Origin of the sequence: Kitasatospora purpeofusca, assembly GCF_042691725.1 — a bacterium.
Taxonomy (GTDB): domain Bacteria; phylum Actinomycetota; class Actinomycetes; order Streptomycetales; family Streptomycetaceae; genus Kitasatospora; species Kitasatospora purpeofusca_B.
The window spans coordinates 3738240-3756838 of sequence record NZ_CP170483.1; the positions used below are offsets into that span (position 1 = coordinate 3738240).

The 18599-nt window shown below is 73.6% G+C and carries 16 protein-coding genes and 1 pseudogene; 7 read left to right on the forward strand and 10 right to left on the reverse strand.

Annotated elements, in window-relative coordinates; genetic code table 11:
• Positions 1 to 49 precede the first annotated feature (49 nt).
• Entirely contained in the window at positions 50 to 3049 is a 3000-nt protein-coding gene (locus tag ACFCLZ_RS15690; RefSeq protein WP_380285506.1) for a UPF0182 family protein, read from the reverse strand.
• 222 nt (positions 3050 to 3271) lie between these two features.
• Between ACFCLZ_RS15690 and ACFCLZ_RS15695 the strand changes: the two genes are divergently transcribed.
• Entirely contained in the window at positions 3272 to 3835 is a 564-nt protein-coding gene (locus ACFCLZ_RS15695) for a PPA1309 family protein (protein ID WP_380285507.1), read from the forward strand.
• Between the two features lie 22 nt (positions 3836 to 3857).
• On the opposite strand, the gene ACFCLZ_RS15700 is transcribed toward ACFCLZ_RS15695, so the two are convergent.
• The 4 genes from ACFCLZ_RS15700 to ACFCLZ_RS15715 form a co-directional block, all read right to left on the reverse strand.
• Positions 3858 to 4934, reverse strand: a complete 1077-nt coding sequence (locus ACFCLZ_RS15700; RefSeq protein ID WP_380285508.1) for a PDZ domain-containing protein — start codon at positions 4932 to 4934, stop codon at positions 3858 to 3860.
• A gap of 64 nt (positions 4935 to 4998) precedes the next feature.
• The gene (locus ACFCLZ_RS15705) at positions 4999 to 5187 is read right to left on the reverse strand and encodes a hypothetical protein (protein WP_380285509.1); all 189 of its coding nucleotides are present in this window, start codon (positions 5185 to 5187) and stop codon (positions 4999 to 5001) included.
• A gap of 184 nt (positions 5188 to 5371) precedes the next feature.
• Complete coding sequence (locus ACFCLZ_RS15710) at positions 5372 to 5812, reverse strand: molybdenum cofactor biosynthesis protein MoaE (RefSeq protein ID WP_380285510.1); 441 nt, start codon at positions 5810 to 5812, stop codon at positions 5372 to 5374.
• A gap of 182 nt (positions 5813 to 5994) precedes the next feature.
• Entirely contained in the window at positions 5995 to 7143 is a 1149-nt protein-coding gene (locus tag ACFCLZ_RS15715; protein ID WP_380285511.1) for an NAD-dependent epimerase/dehydratase family protein, read from the reverse strand.
• A gap of 210 nt (positions 7144 to 7353) precedes the next feature.
• Between ACFCLZ_RS15715 and ACFCLZ_RS15720 the strand changes: the two genes are divergently transcribed.
• Both ACFCLZ_RS15720 and ACFCLZ_RS15725 read left to right on the forward strand, forming a co-directional pair.
• Positions 7354 to 8931, forward strand: coding sequence for a zinc-dependent metalloprotease (locus tag ACFCLZ_RS15720; protein WP_380285512.1), 1578 nt, complete (start codon positions 7354 to 7356; stop codon positions 8929 to 8931).
• The gene (locus tag ACFCLZ_RS15725; RefSeq protein ID WP_380285513.1) at positions 8928 to 9518 is read left to right on the forward strand and encodes an NUDIX hydrolase; all 591 of its coding nucleotides are present in this window, start codon (positions 8928 to 8930) and stop codon (positions 9516 to 9518) included. The genes ACFCLZ_RS15720 and ACFCLZ_RS15725 overlap by 4 nt, the downstream gene beginning before the upstream one ends.
• 124 nt (positions 9519 to 9642) lie before the next feature.
• On the opposite strand, the gene ACFCLZ_RS15730 is transcribed toward ACFCLZ_RS15725, so the two are convergent.
• A complete protein-coding gene (locus ACFCLZ_RS15730; RefSeq protein ID WP_380285514.1) occupies positions 9643 to 10302 on the reverse strand; it encodes a SprT-like domain-containing protein in 660 nt (219 codons plus the stop codon).
• Between the two features lie 324 nt (positions 10303 to 10626).
• On the opposite strand from ACFCLZ_RS15730, the gene ACFCLZ_RS15735 reads away from it, so the two are divergent.
• The 4 genes and pseudogenes from ACFCLZ_RS15735 to ACFCLZ_RS15750 all read left to right on the forward strand — a co-directional run bounded on the left by ACFCLZ_RS15735 (position 10627) and on the right by ACFCLZ_RS15750 (position 14316).
• Entirely contained in the window at positions 10627 to 11715 is a 1089-nt protein-coding gene (locus ACFCLZ_RS15735; RefSeq protein ID WP_380285515.1) for a ThiF family adenylyltransferase, read from the forward strand.
• A 619-nt stretch (positions 11716 to 12334) separates the two neighbouring features.
• Positions 12335 to 12541, forward strand: a complete 207-nt coding sequence (locus ACFCLZ_RS15740; RefSeq protein WP_380285516.1) for a hypothetical protein — start codon at positions 12335 to 12337, stop codon at positions 12539 to 12541.
• 15 nt (positions 12542 to 12556) lie between these two features.
• A pseudogene (locus ACFCLZ_RS15745) lies at positions 12557 to 12748 on the forward strand (BBE domain-containing protein); the annotation flags it as partial.
• A gap of 50 nt (positions 12749 to 12798) precedes the next feature.
• Positions 12799 to 14316 (forward strand): ABC1 kinase family protein, encoded by a 1518-nt coding sequence (locus tag ACFCLZ_RS15750; RefSeq protein ID WP_380285517.1) that lies wholly within the window; start codon positions 12799 to 12801, stop codon positions 14314 to 14316.
• A gap of 122 nt (positions 14317 to 14438) precedes the next feature.
• On the opposite strand, the gene ACFCLZ_RS15755 is transcribed toward ACFCLZ_RS15750, so the two are convergent.
• From ACFCLZ_RS15755 to ACFCLZ_RS15770, 4 genes are all read right to left on the reverse strand, one after another.
• Complete coding sequence (locus ACFCLZ_RS15755; RefSeq protein ID WP_380286183.1) at positions 14439 to 14684, reverse strand: hypothetical protein; 246 nt, start codon at positions 14682 to 14684, stop codon at positions 14439 to 14441.
• A 149-nt stretch (positions 14685 to 14833) separates the two neighbouring features.
• Positions 14834 to 15199, reverse strand: coding sequence for a WhiB family transcriptional regulator (locus tag ACFCLZ_RS15760; protein ID WP_380285518.1), 366 nt, complete (start codon positions 15197 to 15199; stop codon positions 14834 to 14836).
• Positions 15200 to 15367: 168 nt separating this feature from the next.
• The gene (locus ACFCLZ_RS15765; protein ID WP_380285519.1) at positions 15368 to 15844 is read right to left on the reverse strand and encodes a hypothetical protein; all 477 of its coding nucleotides are present in this window, start codon (positions 15842 to 15844) and stop codon (positions 15368 to 15370) included.
• Positions 15845 to 16133: 289 nt separating this feature from the next.
• A complete protein-coding gene (locus ACFCLZ_RS15770; protein ID WP_380285520.1) occupies positions 16134 to 18398 on the reverse strand; it encodes an ATP-dependent DNA helicase UvrD2 in 2265 nt (754 codons plus the stop codon).
• Positions 18399 to 18599 lie beyond the last annotated feature (201 nt).

An 18599-nucleotide genomic window follows, 5' to 3' on the forward strand; every position in this document is an offset into this window, starting at 1 on the left:
CACGGGCGCGGGGTGGAGCCGAAATCGGCTAGCGCGGGATCACCGCAGCTCAGGGACCGCTGCTCGGTGCGGGCGAGGCCGCACCGGTCGCCGGCGGGGTGGCCGGCGGGGTGGCCGGCGCCGTGCCCGCCGGCGCCGGGGCCGGGGTGATCCCGGCCTTCTGCTCGGCCGCCTCGACCGCCTTGAGCGCGTCGTTGAGCGCCTTCTGGGCCTGGCCCCAGGCCACCCAGTCACCGTTCTTGAACGCGCTCTGGCTGTCGTTGTTGGCCTTCACCGCGTCCGCGATCGCCTTCTGCAGCTCCGGCGTCACCGTGCCGCCCGGTGCGGGCGCGGTCGGAGTCGTGGGCGTGGTGGGCGTGGTGGGCGTCGTCGGAGCGGTCGGCGCGGTGCCGGGCGCCGTGGGCGTCACCGGCGCACCGGTCACCGCACCGCCGAGCACCTTCGCCAGCGCCTTCTCCAGGTTGTCCTCCACCGCGACGACCGCGTTCTCGTTCCCGTACGTCGCCAGCACCTTCTTCAGCACCGGCACCTTGGCGCTGCGGCCGATGAGGTAGACCGGCTCGACGTTCAGCAGGCCGCCGCCGACCGGCAGGGTCAGCAGGTTGCCGTACTCGATGTCGGAGTCGGTGCCGGTCTTCAGCAGGGTCAACTGGTTGGCGACCAGCGGGTCCGAGTTGAACTTCGCCTGCACCTGCTTGGGGCCCAGCGCCCCCGCACCGGTCGGGATCTTGGCGATCCGGATCTTCCCGTAGTCCGGGCCCGGGTCGGCGCTGACCGACATGAACGCGGCCAGGTTGTCCCGGCCCTGCGGGGCGAAGGTCGTGGTGAGCGAGAACGACGCCTCCTTCGCGTCCGGCATCCGGACGGTCAGGTAGTACGGCGGCTGGACCTCGTTGCTGTTGGTCGTCGGGTCGGTCGGCACCTGCCAGATGTCGGTGCCGTTGAAGAAACCGCCGGCGTCGGTCATGTGGTACTCGGCGAGCAGGTCGCGCTGCACCTTGAACATGTCCTGCGGGTAGCGCAGGTGGGGCGCCAGCTCCGACGGGATGTCGGCCTTGGCCTTCACCGTGCCCGGGAACGCCTTCATCCAGGTCTTCAGCACCGGGTCGGTCTCGTCCCACTGGTAGAGCGTCACCTCGCCGGTGTACGCGTCCACGGTGGCCTTGACCGAGTTGCGGATGTAGTTGACCTGGTTCGCGGCGGTCAGCAGCTCACCGCGCTGGTTGGTCAGCGAGTCCTTGGTGACGTCGCCCAGCGTCGTCTTCGACGAGAACGGGTAGCCGTCCGAGGTGGTGTAGCCGTCCAGCACCCACACCACGCGGCCGTTCTCCACCACCGGGTACGGGTCGGCGTCGATCGACAGCCACGGCGCGACCTTCTCGACCCGCTCCTTCGGCGTGCGGTCGTAGATGATCTTCGCGCCGTCCCGGATCGCGCTGGAGTAGAGGATCTGCGGCTCGGCGAACTTCACCGCGTACGCGGCCCGGGTCAGCGGGTTGCCCAGAGCGACACCGCTGTCGCCTTCGTAGGAGGAGTGCACCGGGGTGCCGTCCTCCGCGGTGTAGTCGATGTCCTGGTAGCCGCCGCCGACGATCGAGTACGTCGACGTCTTCTCGCCGTAGTAGATCCGCTGCTGGTAGTCGCCGAACGCGCCCTTGGTCGGCAGCGCCGACTCGGTGTAGACCGGGTTGCCGTTGGCGTCCACCTGGTTGCCCTTGGCCGCGATCACGCCGTAGCCGTGGGTGTAGTTGAAGTGGTCGTTGATCCAGTTCCGCTGGATGCCGTTCAGGTCCAGCTCGCGCACGCCCAGCACGGTGTCCTGGTCGCCGTAGCGGTCCACGTCCAGCGACTTGGGGAACGCGTAGTACTTGCGCAGCGCCTCGTTCTGCTGGAAGGTCGGGCCGACCACGTTCGGGTCCAGCAGGCGGATGTCCGAGATGGTCTGCGCGTCCGGCTTCAGCGCGTCCGCGTTCGTGCCGTTGGCCGGCTCGTACTGGACGACCTGGCTGTCCGCGATCCCGTACGCCTGACGCGTCGCGTCGATGTTCTTCTGGATGTACGGCGTCTCCTTGGCCTGCTCGTTCGGCTTGACCTGGAACTGCTGCACGATCGCCGGGTACACCCCGCCGATCAGCACCGCCGACAGCACCATCAGCCCCAGCCCGATCAGGGCCGGCGCCCAGGTGCGGCGCACCGGGGTCAGGAAGAAGAGCAGCGCGCAGATCACCGCGACGAAGAACAGGATCGTCTTCGCCGGCAGGAACGCGTTCGCGTCCACGTACCGCAGGCCCGTCCAGCCGGACACGCCCTTGTACGTACCGGTCTTCACCGCCAGCGCGTACCGGTCAAGCCAGTACGCCACCGCCTTCAGCAGCACGAACACGCCCAGCAGCACCGCCAGGTGCCCCTGCGCGCCGACGCTCGCCCGCCGCCCCGGCCCCTGCAGCCGCAGCCCCCCGTACAGGTAGTGCACCATCACCGAGGTCAGCAGCGAGACGATCACCGCGCTGAACGCGAAGCCCAGCAGGAACTCGTAGAACGGCAGGTCGAAGGCGTAGAACGAGACGTCCTTGCCGAACTGCGGGTCCTTCGTGCCGAACGGCGTCCCGTTCGTCCACAGCAGCCAGGTCCGCCACTGGCCCGAGGCCGCGGCACCCGCCACCAGCCCGATCACCAGCGACACCCCGAGCAGCGCCCAGCGCTTGAACGGCGCCAGGCCCGAGCGGTAGCGGTCCAGGCTCTGCTGCTCCACCGACATCGCCGACAGCGGCGGCCGCAGCCGGTGCGCCAGCCAGACGTTGAAGCCGACGATCACCGCCATCAGCAGGCCGAACACCGCGAACAGGCCGATCTTCGTCCACAGTTGGGTGGTGAAGACCGACGAGTAGTGCACCGACCTGAACCAGAGCCAGTCCGTCCAGAACCCGGCGAACATGACGAACAGCAGGAACAGCACCGCGAGCACGCCCAGGGTCAGCAGGAGCACCCGCGCCCGCCGCGAAGGTGGTCCCACTCTTCGCCGGAACCCCGGTCCTGAGCGTTCCGGCATCTGGAAAACCACGGTGGCACCTCGGCTGTGTCGTCTTGAGTCGGTCGGTCCTCAGTGCAACTTAACCAGTCTTTGGCCGAGTTCCCACCGTTAGCAGACGGTTACGACAACCCGGGAACCGGGACGCTCCCCCGGCCTCCGCCCGGCCTCCGCCCGCACCCCGTGCGGGTCCCCGGCGGGCGGACGCCACGCGCGGGTCGCCCGGCGTGTGAGGATTGAGACATGTCCGATGGATCCAACCTCCCCGACGACGTCTCCACCCTCCCGGCCGGCAGCCCGCTGACCCGGGCCGCGCTGGAGATCGACGAGTACGCCGCCACCCTCGGCTGGGACCTCCCGGCCCGCCTCTTCGCCCTGGTGGACAGCGCCGCCCTGCGCAAGGCCGACCCCCGCATCGCCGAGCAGCTCGGCCTCCCCGACGGCGGCGAGCCCGGCCTCACCCCGGTCGAGCAGGACGAGCTGCCCGCCGGCATGGAGCTGGACAAGTTCCTCGGCACCATCGCCTGGCCGGCCGCGGTGGCCGGCTGCGCCCTGGTCGTCGAGCGCCTCATGCTGCCGCCGGGCGCCGAGCAGTCCCGCCCGCGCAACGCCAGCGACGCCCAGCTCGCCGATTGGGTGGCCAACCACCCCAAGCGCGAGGAGGTGCGGATCACCGCCGCCGTGCTGCGCGACGGCAGCAAGGAGATCGCGCTGCGGCTGCGTTCCAAGGACGTCGCCCGCGAGGTGCTGACCGGCCCCGACCTGGTGCCGGGCCTGACCGAGGCGCTGCTGGCGACCTTCGTCTGAGGCCCGCCGGGCCTGCCGGGCCCTACGAGGCGCAGGACGGCAGCGCGGAGGTCTGCCCGGAGCTGATCTGCTCCAGCGCCTTCAGCGCGCCGTCCAGCGTCTCCACCTTGACCAGGCGCAGCCCGGACGGGGTGTTCTTGGTGGCCTCGGCGCAGTTCGCCGCCGGGGCGAGGAAGTACTCGGCGCCCGCGTCCCGGGCGGCGATCAGCTTCATCGCTATCCCGCCGATCGGGCCGACCTCGCCCGCGTCGGTGATGGTGCCCGTGCCGGCCACGAACCGCCCGCCGGTCAGGTCGCCCGGGGTCAGCTTGTCGATGATGCCGAGCGAGAACATCAGGCCCGCGCTGGGCCCGCCGACGTCCTGCAGGCCGATGTCGATCCGGAACGGGTAGGTGTGCCGCAGGCCCGGGCGGATGCCGACCATCGCGGCGCCGGTGTCCGGCGACTTCACGGTCGGGACGCTGATGTCGGTGCGCACCCCGGGCTCGGCCGAGCCCTCCTTGACCCGCGGCACCACGGTGAAGACCGCCGGCTCGCCGGGCTGGTGCCGGGTGACCGCCTTGGCGACCGCGTCCGCGTCGGCGACCGGGGTGCCGTCCACCGCGACGATCTGGTCCCCCGCGTGCAGCCGGCCCTCGGCCGGGGCGCCGGCGGTGACGCTCTGGACGATCAGCTCGCTGCCCATCGGGATGCCGAGCTGGCTCAGCGCCGCGGTGCGGGCGTGGTCCTCGGAGAGCGCGAACTCCTCGGCGTTCTGCCGCTTCGCGTCGGCGTCGGTCTGGCCCTTCGGGTAGACGTTGTCGTGCGGCACCACCAGCACGTCGTCGCGCAGCCAGCCGACCACCGCGTTGACCAGGCTCGGCTCGTACTTGGCGCCGGTGACCTGGACGGTCGTCATGTTGAGGTTCCCGCTCGCCGGGAACGACTCGTGGCCGGTGATGGTGATCACCGGGGTCCCCGTCTTCTCCTGCACCCCGAGCGTGTTGTACGTCGGCCCCGGGCTCATCTCCGTGTACGGCACCTTCATCAGCACCGAGGCGCAGAGCAGCGCTATGAGCAGCAGGGTGGCGGCGAGCATCGTCGCAGAGCGGCGTGGCATGCCTCGACAGTACGGGACGCCGGTGACGGCACGCCCGGCGGGCCGGGCGCCACCGGCCCCGGTGCTACCGCTCCGGGCGCTCGCGCGGGGCGTCGGCGGCCGTGGTGCGTTCCATCGCGGCCATGAACCGCTGGTGCTCGGCCAGTGAGGCCGGGTCCCCCGTCGCCCTCGGGGCCCGCTGGGCCCAGCCCGCCCACACGGTGGCCAGCACCGCGGCGACGCAGGGAATGATCAACCAGGCGAGCACAGCCATCTCAGTACTCCCAGCTCGTCGTGTCTATGAGCAGATTAACCATCCCGGCGGACAACGCCACGGGCGCCGTCCGGGTTACGGCACCGCCGATCGGCTCACTGCCAGGGAGTATCCGGCGCACCGGCCCACACCCGTTCGGGTGAGCGACCGGCGCGCCTGCACGACACGGGGATCCGACGGCTGCTCAGCAGTCGCCGGCGCCGACCCACTCCTCGCCGCCGTCCGCGAACACCTGGTGCTTCCAGATCGGCACCTCGTGCTTGAGGTCGTCGATCAGCCGGCGGGCCGCCTCGAACGCCTCGCCGCGGTGCGCGCAGGACACGGCGACGATCACGGCCTTGTCGGTGATCCCCAGCCGGCCCACCCGGTGCACCGCGGCCAGCGCCCGGACCGGGAAGTCGGCGACGACCTTCTCGGCGACCCGGCGCAGCTCCTGCTCCGCCGACGGGTGGCAGCTGTACTCCAGCACGGAGACCGGCCGGCCGCCGTCGTGGTCGCGGACCGTCCCGACGAAGACGGTCGTCCCGCCGGCCGCGTCGTCGCCCACCGCCGCGTACACCTCGTCGAGCGAGAGCGGGGTGTCGCGGATCGCGAGCAGGCGGATCGGGTCGTGGTTCTCGGACATGCCCTCATGATGGCCCATCGGGGACGGACGGGGGCAAGCGCCTTCCGCATCACGACGGCGGAATTCCGCATCGCGAGAACCACGAGGTGCCCCGGACCACCGCCCGGGGCACCGTCGGAGCCTGGATCCGCTCAGCACCGGAACCGGCTCAGAACCGTGACCGGCTCAGCACCGTGACCGGCTCAGAACCGGCGCCGCTTGCGCGCCCGCCGCACCAGCGCGGCTGTGCCCACCAGCGCCACCGTCGCCCCCGCCGCGCCCAGGCTCGTCGCCGCCTCCTTGCCGCCGAGGCGCCGGCCCGCCACCGCGTGCTTGCCCGCCACCTGCGCCAGCAGCTCCGCGAGCACCTCCTCGTTGGTGTGCACCGGCCGCCAGCCCGCCTCGTGCAGCCGACTCCCCGACACCACCCACGGGTACATCGTGTAGGCCAGGTCCCCGGCCGGCGCCGGCGTCAGCCCCAGCCGGTGCAGCCGCGCCGCCGTGCCCAGCGCCAGCGAGGCCGGCAGCTCCATCCGCCGGATCCCCGACAGCCGCTCCACGTCCTCCTGCTCCAGCCAGCCGTCGCAGCCGACCGTCACCTCGCCCTCGACCAGGCCGAGCGCCGCGTACTCCAGCGCCGCCGCCAGATCGTCCACGTGGCAGAACTGCCAGCACGGCCGCGAACCCGCCACCACCAGCAGCCGCGGCGCCTCGAAGTGCCGCGTCAGCACCGTGTCCACCCCGGGGCCGACCACCACCGCCGGGCGCAGCACCGTCACCTGCAGCCCCGGGTGCGCGCGCGGCGCCCGCCGGGCCAGCCGCTCGATCTCCAGCAGGTCCCCGACCAGCGAGGCCTCCTCGGTCGCCCGCAGCTCCGAGTCCTCCGCCAGCGGCACCTCGTTGTCGGCCAGCGCGCCGTAGACCATCGCCGAGGTGCACAGCACCACCCGGGGCACCCCGGCCGCCGCGGCCGCCGTCAGCACCGTCTGCGCGCCCCGCACGTTGTAGGCGCTGCGCGCCCGCGGGTCCGACTCCATGCCCAGGTCCATCGCCAGGTGGACCACCACGTCCACCCCGGCCAGCCTCTCCGCGACCGCCGGGTCCCGGACGTCCAGGACCCGCCACTGCACCCCCGGCACCTCACCGCGCCGGTCGTCCACCGCCAGGACCCGCTTCACCCCCGGCGAGGCCACCAGCCGGGCCGCGACCCGTTCGCCGAGCACCCCGGCGGCACCCGTGACCGCCACGGTCAGCGGTCTTCCGGCATAGGCTGGAGGCGGCGACGCCGTGATGTCCGGGGCGTCCTCTCCTCCGGTCAGCCCAGAGCGAACGTCCGAGGGCGGGGAACTCACCGGCCATCCTCCACGGTTAGCTTATGTGCGTACGTACGTGTGTCACGTACGTCCATCCTGCCCGAGGCGGAGGCCCGGCGGTGCACCCGGCGCGGGCCAGCCGCACGGGAGCCGCCCACCGGCCGGGAGTCCCCCCACTCCACCGACCGCCCCGGGCACGCAGACTTCACCGCCACCACCCGTATGACGGCCGACCGGATCGAGGACCCCGTGAGCGACCTTCCCTTCGGATTCGGCGTTCCGCCCGAGGAGCCCGAGGACGGCAAGGCCAAGCCCGACGACGACCAGAAGAAGAAGGAGGAGAGCGGCAGCGCCCAGTCCGGCGGCCCGCACCCCTTCGGCTTCGCCGGCGGCAACCCGCTGGGCGCCCTGTTCGGCATGGGCCTGCCCGGTATGCCCGGCACCCCCGGTGCGGGCGGGCCCGGCGCCGGCGACAACCCGTTCGCCGCGATGTTCGGCGGCCTCAACCCCAACGACCTCGGCGCCGCCTTCCAGCAGCTCGGCCAGATGCTCTCCTTCGAGGGCGGCCCGGTCAACTGGGACCTCGCCAAGGACATCGCCCGGCAGACCGTTGTCGCCGAGCCCGCCGAGGGCAAGAGCAAGGACCGCTCCGTCAGCGCCTCCGAGCGCTCCGCCGTCGCCGAGGCCGTCCGCCTCGCCGACCTGTGGCTCGACGGCGTCACCACCTTCCCCTCCGGCGCCGGGACCGCCGTCGCCTGGAGCCGCGCCGAGTGGATCGAGGCCACCCTCCCGGTCTGGAAGGACCTCGTCGACCCGGTCGCCGAGCGCGTCGGCAACGCCATGGGCGGCGTCCTGCCCGAGGAGATGCAGGCCATGGCCGGCCCGCTGCTGGGCATGATGCGCTCCATGGGCGGCGCCATGTTCGGCACCCAGATCGGCCAGGCGCTCGGCGCCCTGGCCGCCGAGGTCGTCGGCTCCACCGACGTCGGCCTGCCGCTCGCCCCCGCCGGCAAGGCCGCGCTGCTGCCCCAGAACGTCGCCGAGTTCGGCGAGGGCCTGAGCGTGCCCGCCGAGGAGGTCCGCCTCTACCTCGCCCTGCGCGAAGCCGCCCACCAGCGGCTCTTCGCCCACGTGCCGTGGCTGCGCGCCCACCTCCTCGGCGCCGTCGAGGCCTACGCCCGCGGCATCAAGGTCGACAGCTCCCGCATGGAGGAACTCGTCGGCCAGCTCGACCCGGGCAACCCCGAGGCGCTCCAAGAAGCCCTCGCCGGCGGCCTGCTCCAGCCCGAGGACACCCCCGAGCAGAAGGCCGCGCTCGCCCGGCTGGAGACCGCGCTCGCCCTCGTCGAGGGCTGGGTCGACGCCGTCGTGCACGCCGCCGCCGAGCCCCACCTGCCGCAGGCCGGCGCCCTGCGCGAGACCGTCCGCCGCCGCCGCGCGGCCGGCGGGCCCGCCGAGCAGACCTTCGCCACCCTCGTCGGCCTCGAACTGCGCCCGCGCCGGCTGCGCGATGCCGCCCGCCTCTGGGCGCTGCTCGCCGACGCCCGCGGCACCGAGGGCCGCGACGACCTCTGGCAGCACCCCGACATGCTCCCCACCGCCGCCGACCTCGACGACCCCGACGCCTTCGTGCACCGGGGCGGCGGCGACGACCTGGAGGGCGGCATCGACTTCGACGCCCTCGACAAGCTGCTCGGCGAAGCCGCCGCCGGCGGTGCCCCGGGCACCGGCTCGGGCACCGGCTCGGGCACCGGCTCGGGCGACACGAAGCCCGACCTGACGAAGGACGACGGCGACGACCGCGGGAAGGGCGAGCCCACCGCATGACGGCCACCGAGACGGACCGCGCCGGAGCCCTGCACGCCGACGCCGTGCGCGCCCTGGGCGACTGGCGGCCCGCGGAAGCCGCGCAGGAACAGCTGCGGCTCGACTACCTGCGGCACCTCGCGGAGCAGCCCGAGGGCCTGTACCGCGCCTGCCTGCCCGCTCACATCACCGCCAGCGCCGCCGTCGTCGACCCCGCCGCCGGGCGCGTCCTGCTGACCCTGCACCCCAAGGTCGGCCGGTGGCTGCAGATGGGCGGCCACTGCGAACCCGGGGACCACGACCTCGCCTCGGCCGCGCTGCGGGAGGCCACCGAGGAGTCCGGCATCCCCGACCTCACCCTGCTCACCCGCGACGGCGCGCCCGTCCCGGTCAAGCTCGACCGCCACCAGGTCCGCTGCACCGGCAAGGACCGGCCCGAGAACACCCACCTCGACGTCCAGTACATCGCGCTGGCCCCGCCCGGCGCCCAGACGCTGATCAGCGAGGAGTCGCTCGACCTGCGCTGGTTCGACTACGACCGCCTGCCCGAGCTCACCGACCAGTCCGTGCGCGACCTCGTCGCGCGCGCCCGCGAGCTCACCGGCTGAAGCACTCCGGAGCGCCCGGACGGCGGGAGGGGCGCGGGCCACATGGGCCCGCGCCCCTCCCGCCGTCCGTTCCGTCCGCTGCTCCGCGACGTCCCCGGGCCGCCGCGGTGCCCCGGGTGACCGCTCAGCCGCAGGACTCCGCCGGGCCGGGCTCCGACGGGGCCTCGTGCCGGGCCCCCGGAATGTGCGGCAGCCGGGCCGCCGACACCACGCCCTCCAGATAGCCGCGCGCCCGCTCCGTCCGCGGATACGCCTCCAGCAGCGCCCAGAAGTCCGGGCCGTGGTCCGGCACCAGCAGGTGCGCCAGCTCGTGCAGCAGCACGTAGTCGACCACGTACTCCGGCATCCCCTGCAGGCGGTGCGAGAGCCGGATCGTCCGCTCGCTCGGGGTGCACGACCCCCAGCGCGAATTCTGATTGGTCACCCAGCGGACCTGCGCGGGCCGGGCGCGACCGCCCAGGTAGGCCCCCGAAAGCTCGCGCGCCCGGGCCACCAGCGCATCGTCACCGAGCACCCGGCGGCTCTCCTGCGCGGCCAGCTTCTCCAGCATCTGGGCGACCCACCGCTGCTCCTCCGCATGCGACATCCGGGCCGGGATCAGCACGATCGTGCGGTCGCCCTCGCGGTAGGCGGACACCGTCCGGCTGCGGCGGGCGCTGCGCCGCACCTCCACCCGGGACCGGTCGAGCGGCTCGCGCGCGGCCTCCGGCTGCGGTTCCGGGCGCTGCTCGGGCCGTTGGTCGGGACGCTGCTCCGGACGCCCGCGCGTACTCGGCGCCGCCATGTGCGACCCGGACGCTGCACGGGCACGCCGAGGCGACGCCGAGGGATGGGAGTCCCGTTCGGCTGCCATGGCACACGACGTTACCCGTTCCCCCTGACAGAAGTCCGCTGCCATGGCCGAAATGTTTCGTGGAGCGATCGGGAACGAAAGGCCGACGGAAGGTGTCCGGAATCCGACATCCGGCCGGACGTCAAGTTATCCACAGGGCGTGCGAACGGCTTATCCGATCATGAGCCCGTCCCTGTGGACAACGCACCGCACCCCGCCGCCCCGATCGGGCATGCTGCCGTCAGCCGTCCGGAAACGATCGGAAGGAAGACCGCCGTGCGCCTCGCCCTCAAGCCCGCCCTCTCCCGCAGCTGGCGGGACTCGGACACCCTCCAGTTCGGCACCATCCCGCAGCACGCGGGGGTGCTCGGCAACGCCGCCGCCGATGCCCTGCGCGAGTTCCTCGGCCTCGTCGACGGGACCCGCGACCGGCCCGCGCTCCTCGCCGAGGGCGAGCGGATCGGCTTCGGCAGCGACCCCGCCGACTCGCTGCTCGACCTGCTGGAGGAGGCCGGGGTGCTCGACGACGCCGAGGCCGCGGACCAGGCCCTGGCCCGCTTCCCCCAGCCGCACCGCGACCTGCTCGGCCCCGACCTCGCCTCGCTGTCGCTGATCCACGCGCCGCCCGGCGCCGCCCCCGCCGTGCTGGCCCGGCGGCCGGAGCACGCGGTCGAGGTGCGCGGCGCGGGCCGGATCGGGGCGGCCGTCGCCGCCGTCCTCGCCGCGGGCGGCATCGGGACGGTCACCGTGGCGGACTCCGGCCGGGTCACGCCCGCCGACTGCTCCCCCGCCGGGCTGCCGGCGGTCGACGTCGGCCGGCTCCGGGCCACCGCCGCCCGCGAGGCCGTCGACCGGGCCACCGCGCGGCGCCCGGGCCGGCGCGACCGGCGGCCGAGACCGGGGCTGCCCGACCTGGTGGTGCTCGCGCCCCGGGACGGCAGCGGTGCGTTCGCCGGCGGCACGCCCCAGGCCCGCGAGCTGCTCCGGGCCGGGGTCCCGCACCTGTACGTCGGGGTGGTGGAGGAGTACGGGGTGGTCGGGCCGCTGGTCCTGCCGGGCGTCTCGGCCTGCGGCCACTGCCTGGTCCTGGCCCGGGAGGACGAGGACGCCGCCTGGCCGCGGATCCTCGCCCAGCTCGCCGAAGGCGGCTCGGGGCGGGCGCCGACGCCGGCCTGCGACACCGCGCTCGCGACGGCGGTCGCGGGGCTCGCGGCCCTGCACGTCCAGGTCTTCCTGGACGGCGGGCGGCCACCCAGCGTGGACGGCTGGTGCGAGCTGTCCGCCGTGGACGGCATGCCCCGCCGCCTGCGACTCAAGGGCCACCCGGACTGCGGCTGCCTCTGGCAGCCGACACCACCGCACTGAGGCGCCGCCCCGGGCGCCGGGGCGAAGGCCGCCGTGCCCTGGGGCGACAGGCACCGCTTCGAACGCCCGCCCGAGCGACCCCGGAACAACAACTGAGGCACCGCTCCGGACAGCTGCCGGAGCGGTGCCGGGAAAACGACCACCACACCCCGGGCCACGACAGCGACACCCCAGGCCACGCCCGACGCACCCGAGGCGACGACCGAGACACCGAGACAACAACTGCCGCACCACTCGGGCACCCCACCGGAGCAGCCCCGAGGCGACGACTGAGGCACCGCTCCGGGCAACTGCCGGAGCGGTGCCGGGAAAACGACCACCACACCCCGGGCCACGACAGCGACACCCCAGGCCACGCCCGAGGCGACGACCGAGGCACCGCTCCGGACAGCTGCCGGAGCGGTGCCGGGAAAACGACCACCACACCCCGGGCCATGACAGCGGCACCCCGGGTCACGCCCGACGTGTCCGGGCGGCGGCCGCAACGGCTCGGGCTGCCTCGGCGCCTCGGCCTTTGCCGAGGCGCCGAGGAGGAGGGCGGGCGGGAGGAGGGAGGGGCGGGGGGAGGGGGAGGGCCCCCGAAGGGGAGAAGGCCGCCGCAGCGGCGCGTGGAGCGCGCATGGTGCAGCTGAGCGCGCTGGGCGGCGGCGTCAACGACCCGGCCCGCACGGCCACCGCGTACGTCCACCGCGACGCGCTGTTCAACGCGAGCTTCGGCGCGGTGATCGCCACCGGCCCGGTGGGCGAGGCCGCGCCGACGGCGGCCCGCCGCCGGGCGGACGCCGGGTTCGCGCTGCTCGACCCGCACACCTCCGGCGAGACGTAACAGAACTTCGTCGACCCCGGCCTGCCGGACTGGCAGCACGCCTACTACGGGGAGAACTGTCCGCGGCTGGTCGCGGTGAAGCGCCGCTACGACCCGTACCGGCTGTTCTCCTTCCCGCAATCCCCGGGGCTGACACGCGCGGTGCGGCCCCGGGGGCAGCGGAATCCGGCCGGGGCCGCGCCGCCGAGCGGGCACAATGGCGTATGACGGTCGGCTCCCGCCCCGGGGGCCTTGGGCATGTCGACTTGGAGGCCCGGGTGAGCGATCTTCCGCGCAAGGCAATGACCCGCACGGCAAGGCTCGCCGCCCTGCCGCTGGGGATAGCCGGCCGGGCCACCCTCGGCCTCGGGAAGCGGATCGGCGGCCGGTCGGCCGAGGTGGTGACCGCCGAGCTGCAACAGGCCACCGCCGACCAGCTGTTCAAGGTCCTGGGCGAGCTCAAGGGCGGGGCGATGAAGTTCGGGCAGGTGCTGTCCGTCTTCGAAGCCGCCCTGCCCGAGGAGGTGGCCGGTCCCTACCGAGCGGCGTTGACCAAGCTGCAGGACGCCGCGCCGCCGATGCCGGCCGCGAAGGTGCACGCGGCGCTGGCACAGCGGCTCGGCGAGGACTGGCGGAGCCTGTTTCGGGAGTTCGACGACCGTCCGGCGGCGGCCGCCTCGATCGGCCAGGTGCACCGGGCGGTGTGGCACGACGGGCGCGCGGTCGCGGTGAAGGTGCAGTACCCGGGTGCGGGGGACGCGCTGCTGGCGGACCTGTCGCAGTTGAGCCGGGTGGCCTGGCTGCTGGGTCCGCTGATTCCGGGCCTGGACATCAAGCCGCTGATCACGGAGCTGCGGGAGCGGGTCGCCGAGGAGCTGGACTACGAGCTGGAGGCGCAGGCCCAGCGCCGTCACGCGGAGGAGTTCGCGGGCGATCCGGAGATCGTGGTGCCGGGTGTGGTGGCGCAGGCGGACCAGGTGCTGGTGTCGGAGTGGATGGACGGCACGCCGCTGGCGGAGGTGATCGCCTCCGGTTCGCAGGAGGAGCGGGATGTCGCCGGCCGGCTGCTGGCGCGGTTCCTGTTCGCCGGTCCGTCGCGGACGGGCCTGTTGCACGCGGATCCGCATCCGGGCAACTTCCGGCTGCTGAAGGACGACGGCCCGGTGGAGGGCTGGCGGCTGGGGGTGCTGGACTTCGGGACGGTGGACCGGTTGCCGGGCGGCCTGCCGGCGCCGATCGGGGCGTCGTTGCGGATGGCGCTGGCCGGGGACGCGGCGGGTGTGCTGGCGATGCTGCGCGAGGAGGGCTTCGTGAAGCCCTCGATCGAGCTCGACGCGGACGCGGTGCTGGACTACCTGCTGCCGATCATCGAGCCGGCGGCGGTGGAGTCGTTCCACTTCACCCGAGCGTGGATGCGGGCGCAGGCGGCGCGGATCGCCGATCCGCGGTCGCCCGCGTACAACCTGGGCAAGCAGTTGAACCTGCCGCCGTCGTACCTGTTGATCCACCGGGTGACACTGAGCACGATCGGGGTGCTGTGTCAGCTGGGCGCGAAGGCGCCGTTCCGGGCGGAGATGCTGGAGTGGCTGCCGGAGTTCGCCGAGGCGGGTTCGCCGGGGAAGCGGCCGGCCGCGAGGGCGGCGACGGCCGCGAAGCCGACGCCCAAGGCCGCGAAAACGACGGCGAAGGCCGCGAAAACGGCGACAACGGCGACCGCGAAGAGCCCGGCGGCGAAGAAGACGTCGGCCGGGAAGGCGGCCCCCGCCAGGCGTCGGAGCCCGTCGGCGGAGGGCTGATCCGCCGTCCGCCGCAACGGCCGCAGGCCGCCTCCCGGTGTCGGGGGGCGGCCTGCGGCGCGACGGGGGTCCATCGGGGCCGGACATGGCGACGCGCCGGCGTCCGGGTCACCTCAGGGAGGTCACATCAGGGCGACGGCGAGGGCCTTGCGGGCGCGCAGCGAGGCGCGTTCGGCCTTCCGCTTGAGCCGGTGGGCCCGGGCGAGCCGGCCGCCGAGCCGTTGGTGCTCGGCCTCCTGGAGGCGCTCTTGCATATGCGCCCGGGCCAGGGATTCGTGGAGGAGTTGCATTTCGAGGGTCCTGTTCTGGATCTGAAGTTCGGTGGTCTGCTCGGCGCGGACGGTCGGATCGATGGCGGCGGCGGTCATGTGGTGGTCCTGCTCGTGGTGCGTCGTCGGAAAGGGGTGGATGCGGGCGGCGTCGGCCTTGGCGGCTGCGAGGCGTACGGAGCGGCGGAGGGCGTTGTCCAGCGGGGGCTGCTCTCCCCGGCGGACGGTTCCGGCTCCGGACGCGGGGTTCACGCCGCGACCTCGGTCTTGCGCGGGCGGCCACGCGGCCGCTTGCGGGCCACGACGACACCCTGGACGAACAGCTCGCCGCCCCAGACGCCCCAGGGCTCGCGGCGCTCGAGCGCGCCGGTGAGACAGGCGTCCTTGACCGGGCAGGTGCCGCAGAGGGACTTCGCGTACTCGACGTCGGCGGGCGTCTCGGCGAAGAAGACCTCGGGGTCGAAGGCACGGCACGGGATGGGGAGACCGAGCTCCTCGGCCTGGTCGATCGAGGTGAACTGCATGGGGAGAACCTCCGGGGGGTCGGCCTGGTCGGCCTTGATCTGGCTTGTCGGCGGTACGGACGGGGTGGGCGGCGTGATGACCGTGGACACTGTGGGCGTCTTCCTCGTCTTTTCAGTGGGTCCGGCTCAGCTGACTGGTGGGGCTGGGCCGGAGGCCCCGGGGGGCCTGGGTGGTCTTGCGTACCGGACAAAACAGAAGGGCCGCGGATCCCGGTGTAAGGGGTTCCGCGGCCCTGGAGGCGCCGACCTGAGGCTGGCTCAGGTTCGTTCTCTCCAGGGTTCGGGGCCGCGGAAGGCCCTCATCCGGATGGCCGTGGCGTCGGCAAAGACGGCCATGGCCTGCTTAATCTGCTGCTCGTTCTGCTTCTGGGTGTTTCCGGCACCGATGACCTGCGCATAGCCGCCATGCAGGGCGATCGCTACAGCCGTCTTCGGTGCCTGGGTCGGTCGCTCATCACGCAGGGAGCGCGAAGCGTCGACCGACGCCCAGTCGCGGGACAGACCAGTCTCGACACGGGTGCCGTCGAGGCTGCCGCCCTGGATGCCATTGCTGCCGGGGCCAGTGTGTCCGAGGCCACTGACAGCGGGGGCGGGGGAAGCGGGAACGACGGAGACACCGGTGGTGTCGAGACCCAGACCGGTTCCGCACAGCTCGGCGGCGAGCCGCAGGCTGGCGGCACGCAGGGAGGCAGCGTCGACGGTCTGGCCAGTCATTTTGGTGATCATGGTTTCCACTGCCTTCGCCTCCTCTCGGCGCCTAGCGGAGCCTGGTTTCCCCGGCTCCGAACTGTTCGGATGTCTGTCTCGGTGAAGCTGGTCGAGCCGGTGGGGCTTGATGAGGCCCCGTGAAGCTCGTGGGTGCAGGGGAAGCGGCGACAGGCGTCACCCCGGGCGATCGCGTCCCCTTGACCGCTCCGGCAGGCTATTGCGCTCCCGGTACGGCGCGCAAACTATTTTTCCGGCGAGTTTCCCGACGGTCTCCGCGACGCCCCTCGGCGCCGGCCGTGATCGCCCCGGACCGGGCTCAGGCCGGTTCGTCCGGCTGGTCGTCCGTGACGTCCGCCGGATCCCTGACGGGCTCCTCCCCCGCACACAACGAGAGCACGGCGGCCCCGTATTTGTCCAACTTCATCGCGCCGACCCCGGAGATGCCGGCGAGCTCCTGCCGGTTGGCCGGGACGTCCTCGGCGATGGCCATCAGGGTGGCGTCGGTGAAGACGACGTAGGCGGGGGCGCCCTGCTCGCGGGCCTGGGCGGCGCGCCATTCGCGCAGCCGCTCGTAGAGCGCCTCGTCCATGGTGGAGGGGCAGCTCTCGCAGCGGCGGAGCTTGCGTTCGACGGCCTCGGTGAGGGCGCGCCCGCAGACCCGGCAGACGACCGGCCCGCGGGCCCGGCGCCCGGCGGAGCGCTCGCCGGCCTCGCCGCCGCGCCCGCCGCGCCCGGCGGGGCGGGTGCCGGGGGCGCTGGAGCCTGGGCGCAGCCCGTCCATGAAGCGGCTGGGCTTGCGGGAGGCGCGGCCGCCCGGGGAGCGGGAGAGCGCCCAGGAGAGGGTGAGGTGCTTGCGGGCGCGGGTGACGCCGACGTAGAGGAGGCGGCGTTCCTCCTCGACCTGCTCGTCGGTCTTGGCGTAGATGATCGGCAGGGTGCCCTCGGTGAGGCCGACGAGGTAGACGGCGTCCCATTCCAGGCCCTTGGCGGCGTGCAGGGAGGCGAGGGTGACGCCTTCCACGGCGGGGGCGTGCTGGGCCGCGGCGCGGGCGTCGAGTTCGGCGACGTAGGCGGCGAGGTCGGTGCCCTGGCCGGCGGCGGTGCGGCCGCGTTCGAATTCCTCGGCGAGCCGGACGAGGGCGGCGAGGGACTCCCAGCGGTCGCGGACGGCGCCGGAGCCGGCGGGGGGTTCGGCGGTGAAGCCGCGGGTGGCGAGGACGGCGCGGACCTGCCCGGCGAGGTCGGGGGCGCCGTCGGTGACGGGGTCGGAGGCGGCGCGGGCGGCGCCGCGCAGCAGGACGCCGGCGTCGCGGACCTCGGGGCGTTCGAAGAACCGCTCGGCGCCCTTGAGCTGGTAGGGGACGCCGAGGTCGGCGAGGGCCTGTTCGTAGACCTCGGACTGGCCGTTGGTGCGGAAGAGGACGGCGATCTCGCTGGCGCGCACGCCGGTCGCCAGGAGGTCCTTGATCCGGCGGGCGGTGTTCTCGGCCTCGGTGGGTTCGTCCTCGTACTCGGTGTAGACGGGGTCGGGGCCGGCCTCGCGCTGGGAGACGAGTTCGAGGCGGTGGCGGGCGGCCTCGCCGCGGGCCTGGGCGAGGAGTCCGTTGGCGAGGTGGACGACCTGGGGGGTGGAGCGGTAGTCGCGGACGAGCTTGACGACGGTGGCCTCGGGGTGGCGGCCGCGGAAGCCCAGCAGGTAGTCGGGGGTGGCGCCGGTGAAGGAGTAGATGGTCTGGCTGGCGTCGCCGACGACGCAGAGGCTGGCACCGCCGCCGGGGCCGGTCCACTGGTCGAGGAGGCGCTGCTGGAGCGGGGAGACGTCCTGGTACTCGTCGACGGTGAAGTGCCGGTACTGGGCGCGGACCTGGTCGGCGATGTCGGGGCGGTCCTCGAGGATGGCGGCGGTGAGCAGCAGGACGTCCTCGAAGTCGATGTTCCCGCGGCGGCTCTTGGTCTCCTCGTAGACGCGGTAGACCTGGGCGGTCTCGGCGGGGTCGCGGGGGGCCTCGCGGCCGGACTTGGCGACGGCGGCGGGGTAGTCGTCGGGGCCGGTCTGGGTGACCTTGGCCCATTCGATCTCGGCGGTGAGGTCGCGCAGTTCGGTGCGCTGGACGCGCAGGCCGCAGCGGCCGGCGGCTTCGGCGACCAGCTGGACCTTGCGTTCGAGCAGCTGGGGGACGGGTCCTCCGACGGCGCGGGGCCAGAAGTACTGCAGCTGGCGCAGGGCGGCGGCGTGGAAGGTGCGGGCCTGCACGCCCTCGGCGCCGAGCTCGCGCAGGCGGCCGCGCATCTCGCCGGCGGCGCGGGCGGTGAAGGTGACGGCGAGGACCTGCTGGGGCTGGTAGACGCCGCTGCGCACGCCGTAGGCGATGCGGTGGGTGATGGCGCGGGTCTTGCCGGTGCCGGCGCCGGCGAGGACGCAGACGGCACCGTGCAGGGCGGTGGCGACGGCCCGCTGTTCGGGGTCGAGTCCGGCGAGGACGGCGTCGGGGCCGCCGGCGGCGAGGTGGCCGGGCCGGGGGGCGTCCTGGTGTCCGTCGAACGGGCTGCCGCTCAAGAGGTCTTCCTGCATGCGTTCCATCCTCTCAGTCCGAGCGGACAATGCGGGCGGGGTTGTCCACAGGTGCGGTGTGATCGCCGGATGATCGCGGTGCGGACGGCGGACTGTGGCACACGGGGGCGCGTGCGGTGAGCTCCGCGCCGGTGCGGATGGGCGCGCGCCGGCGCGACAGTCCGGTCCGGAGGCGGAATGACCGCCGGGCGGTGCGCGTTCTCCCCCCGG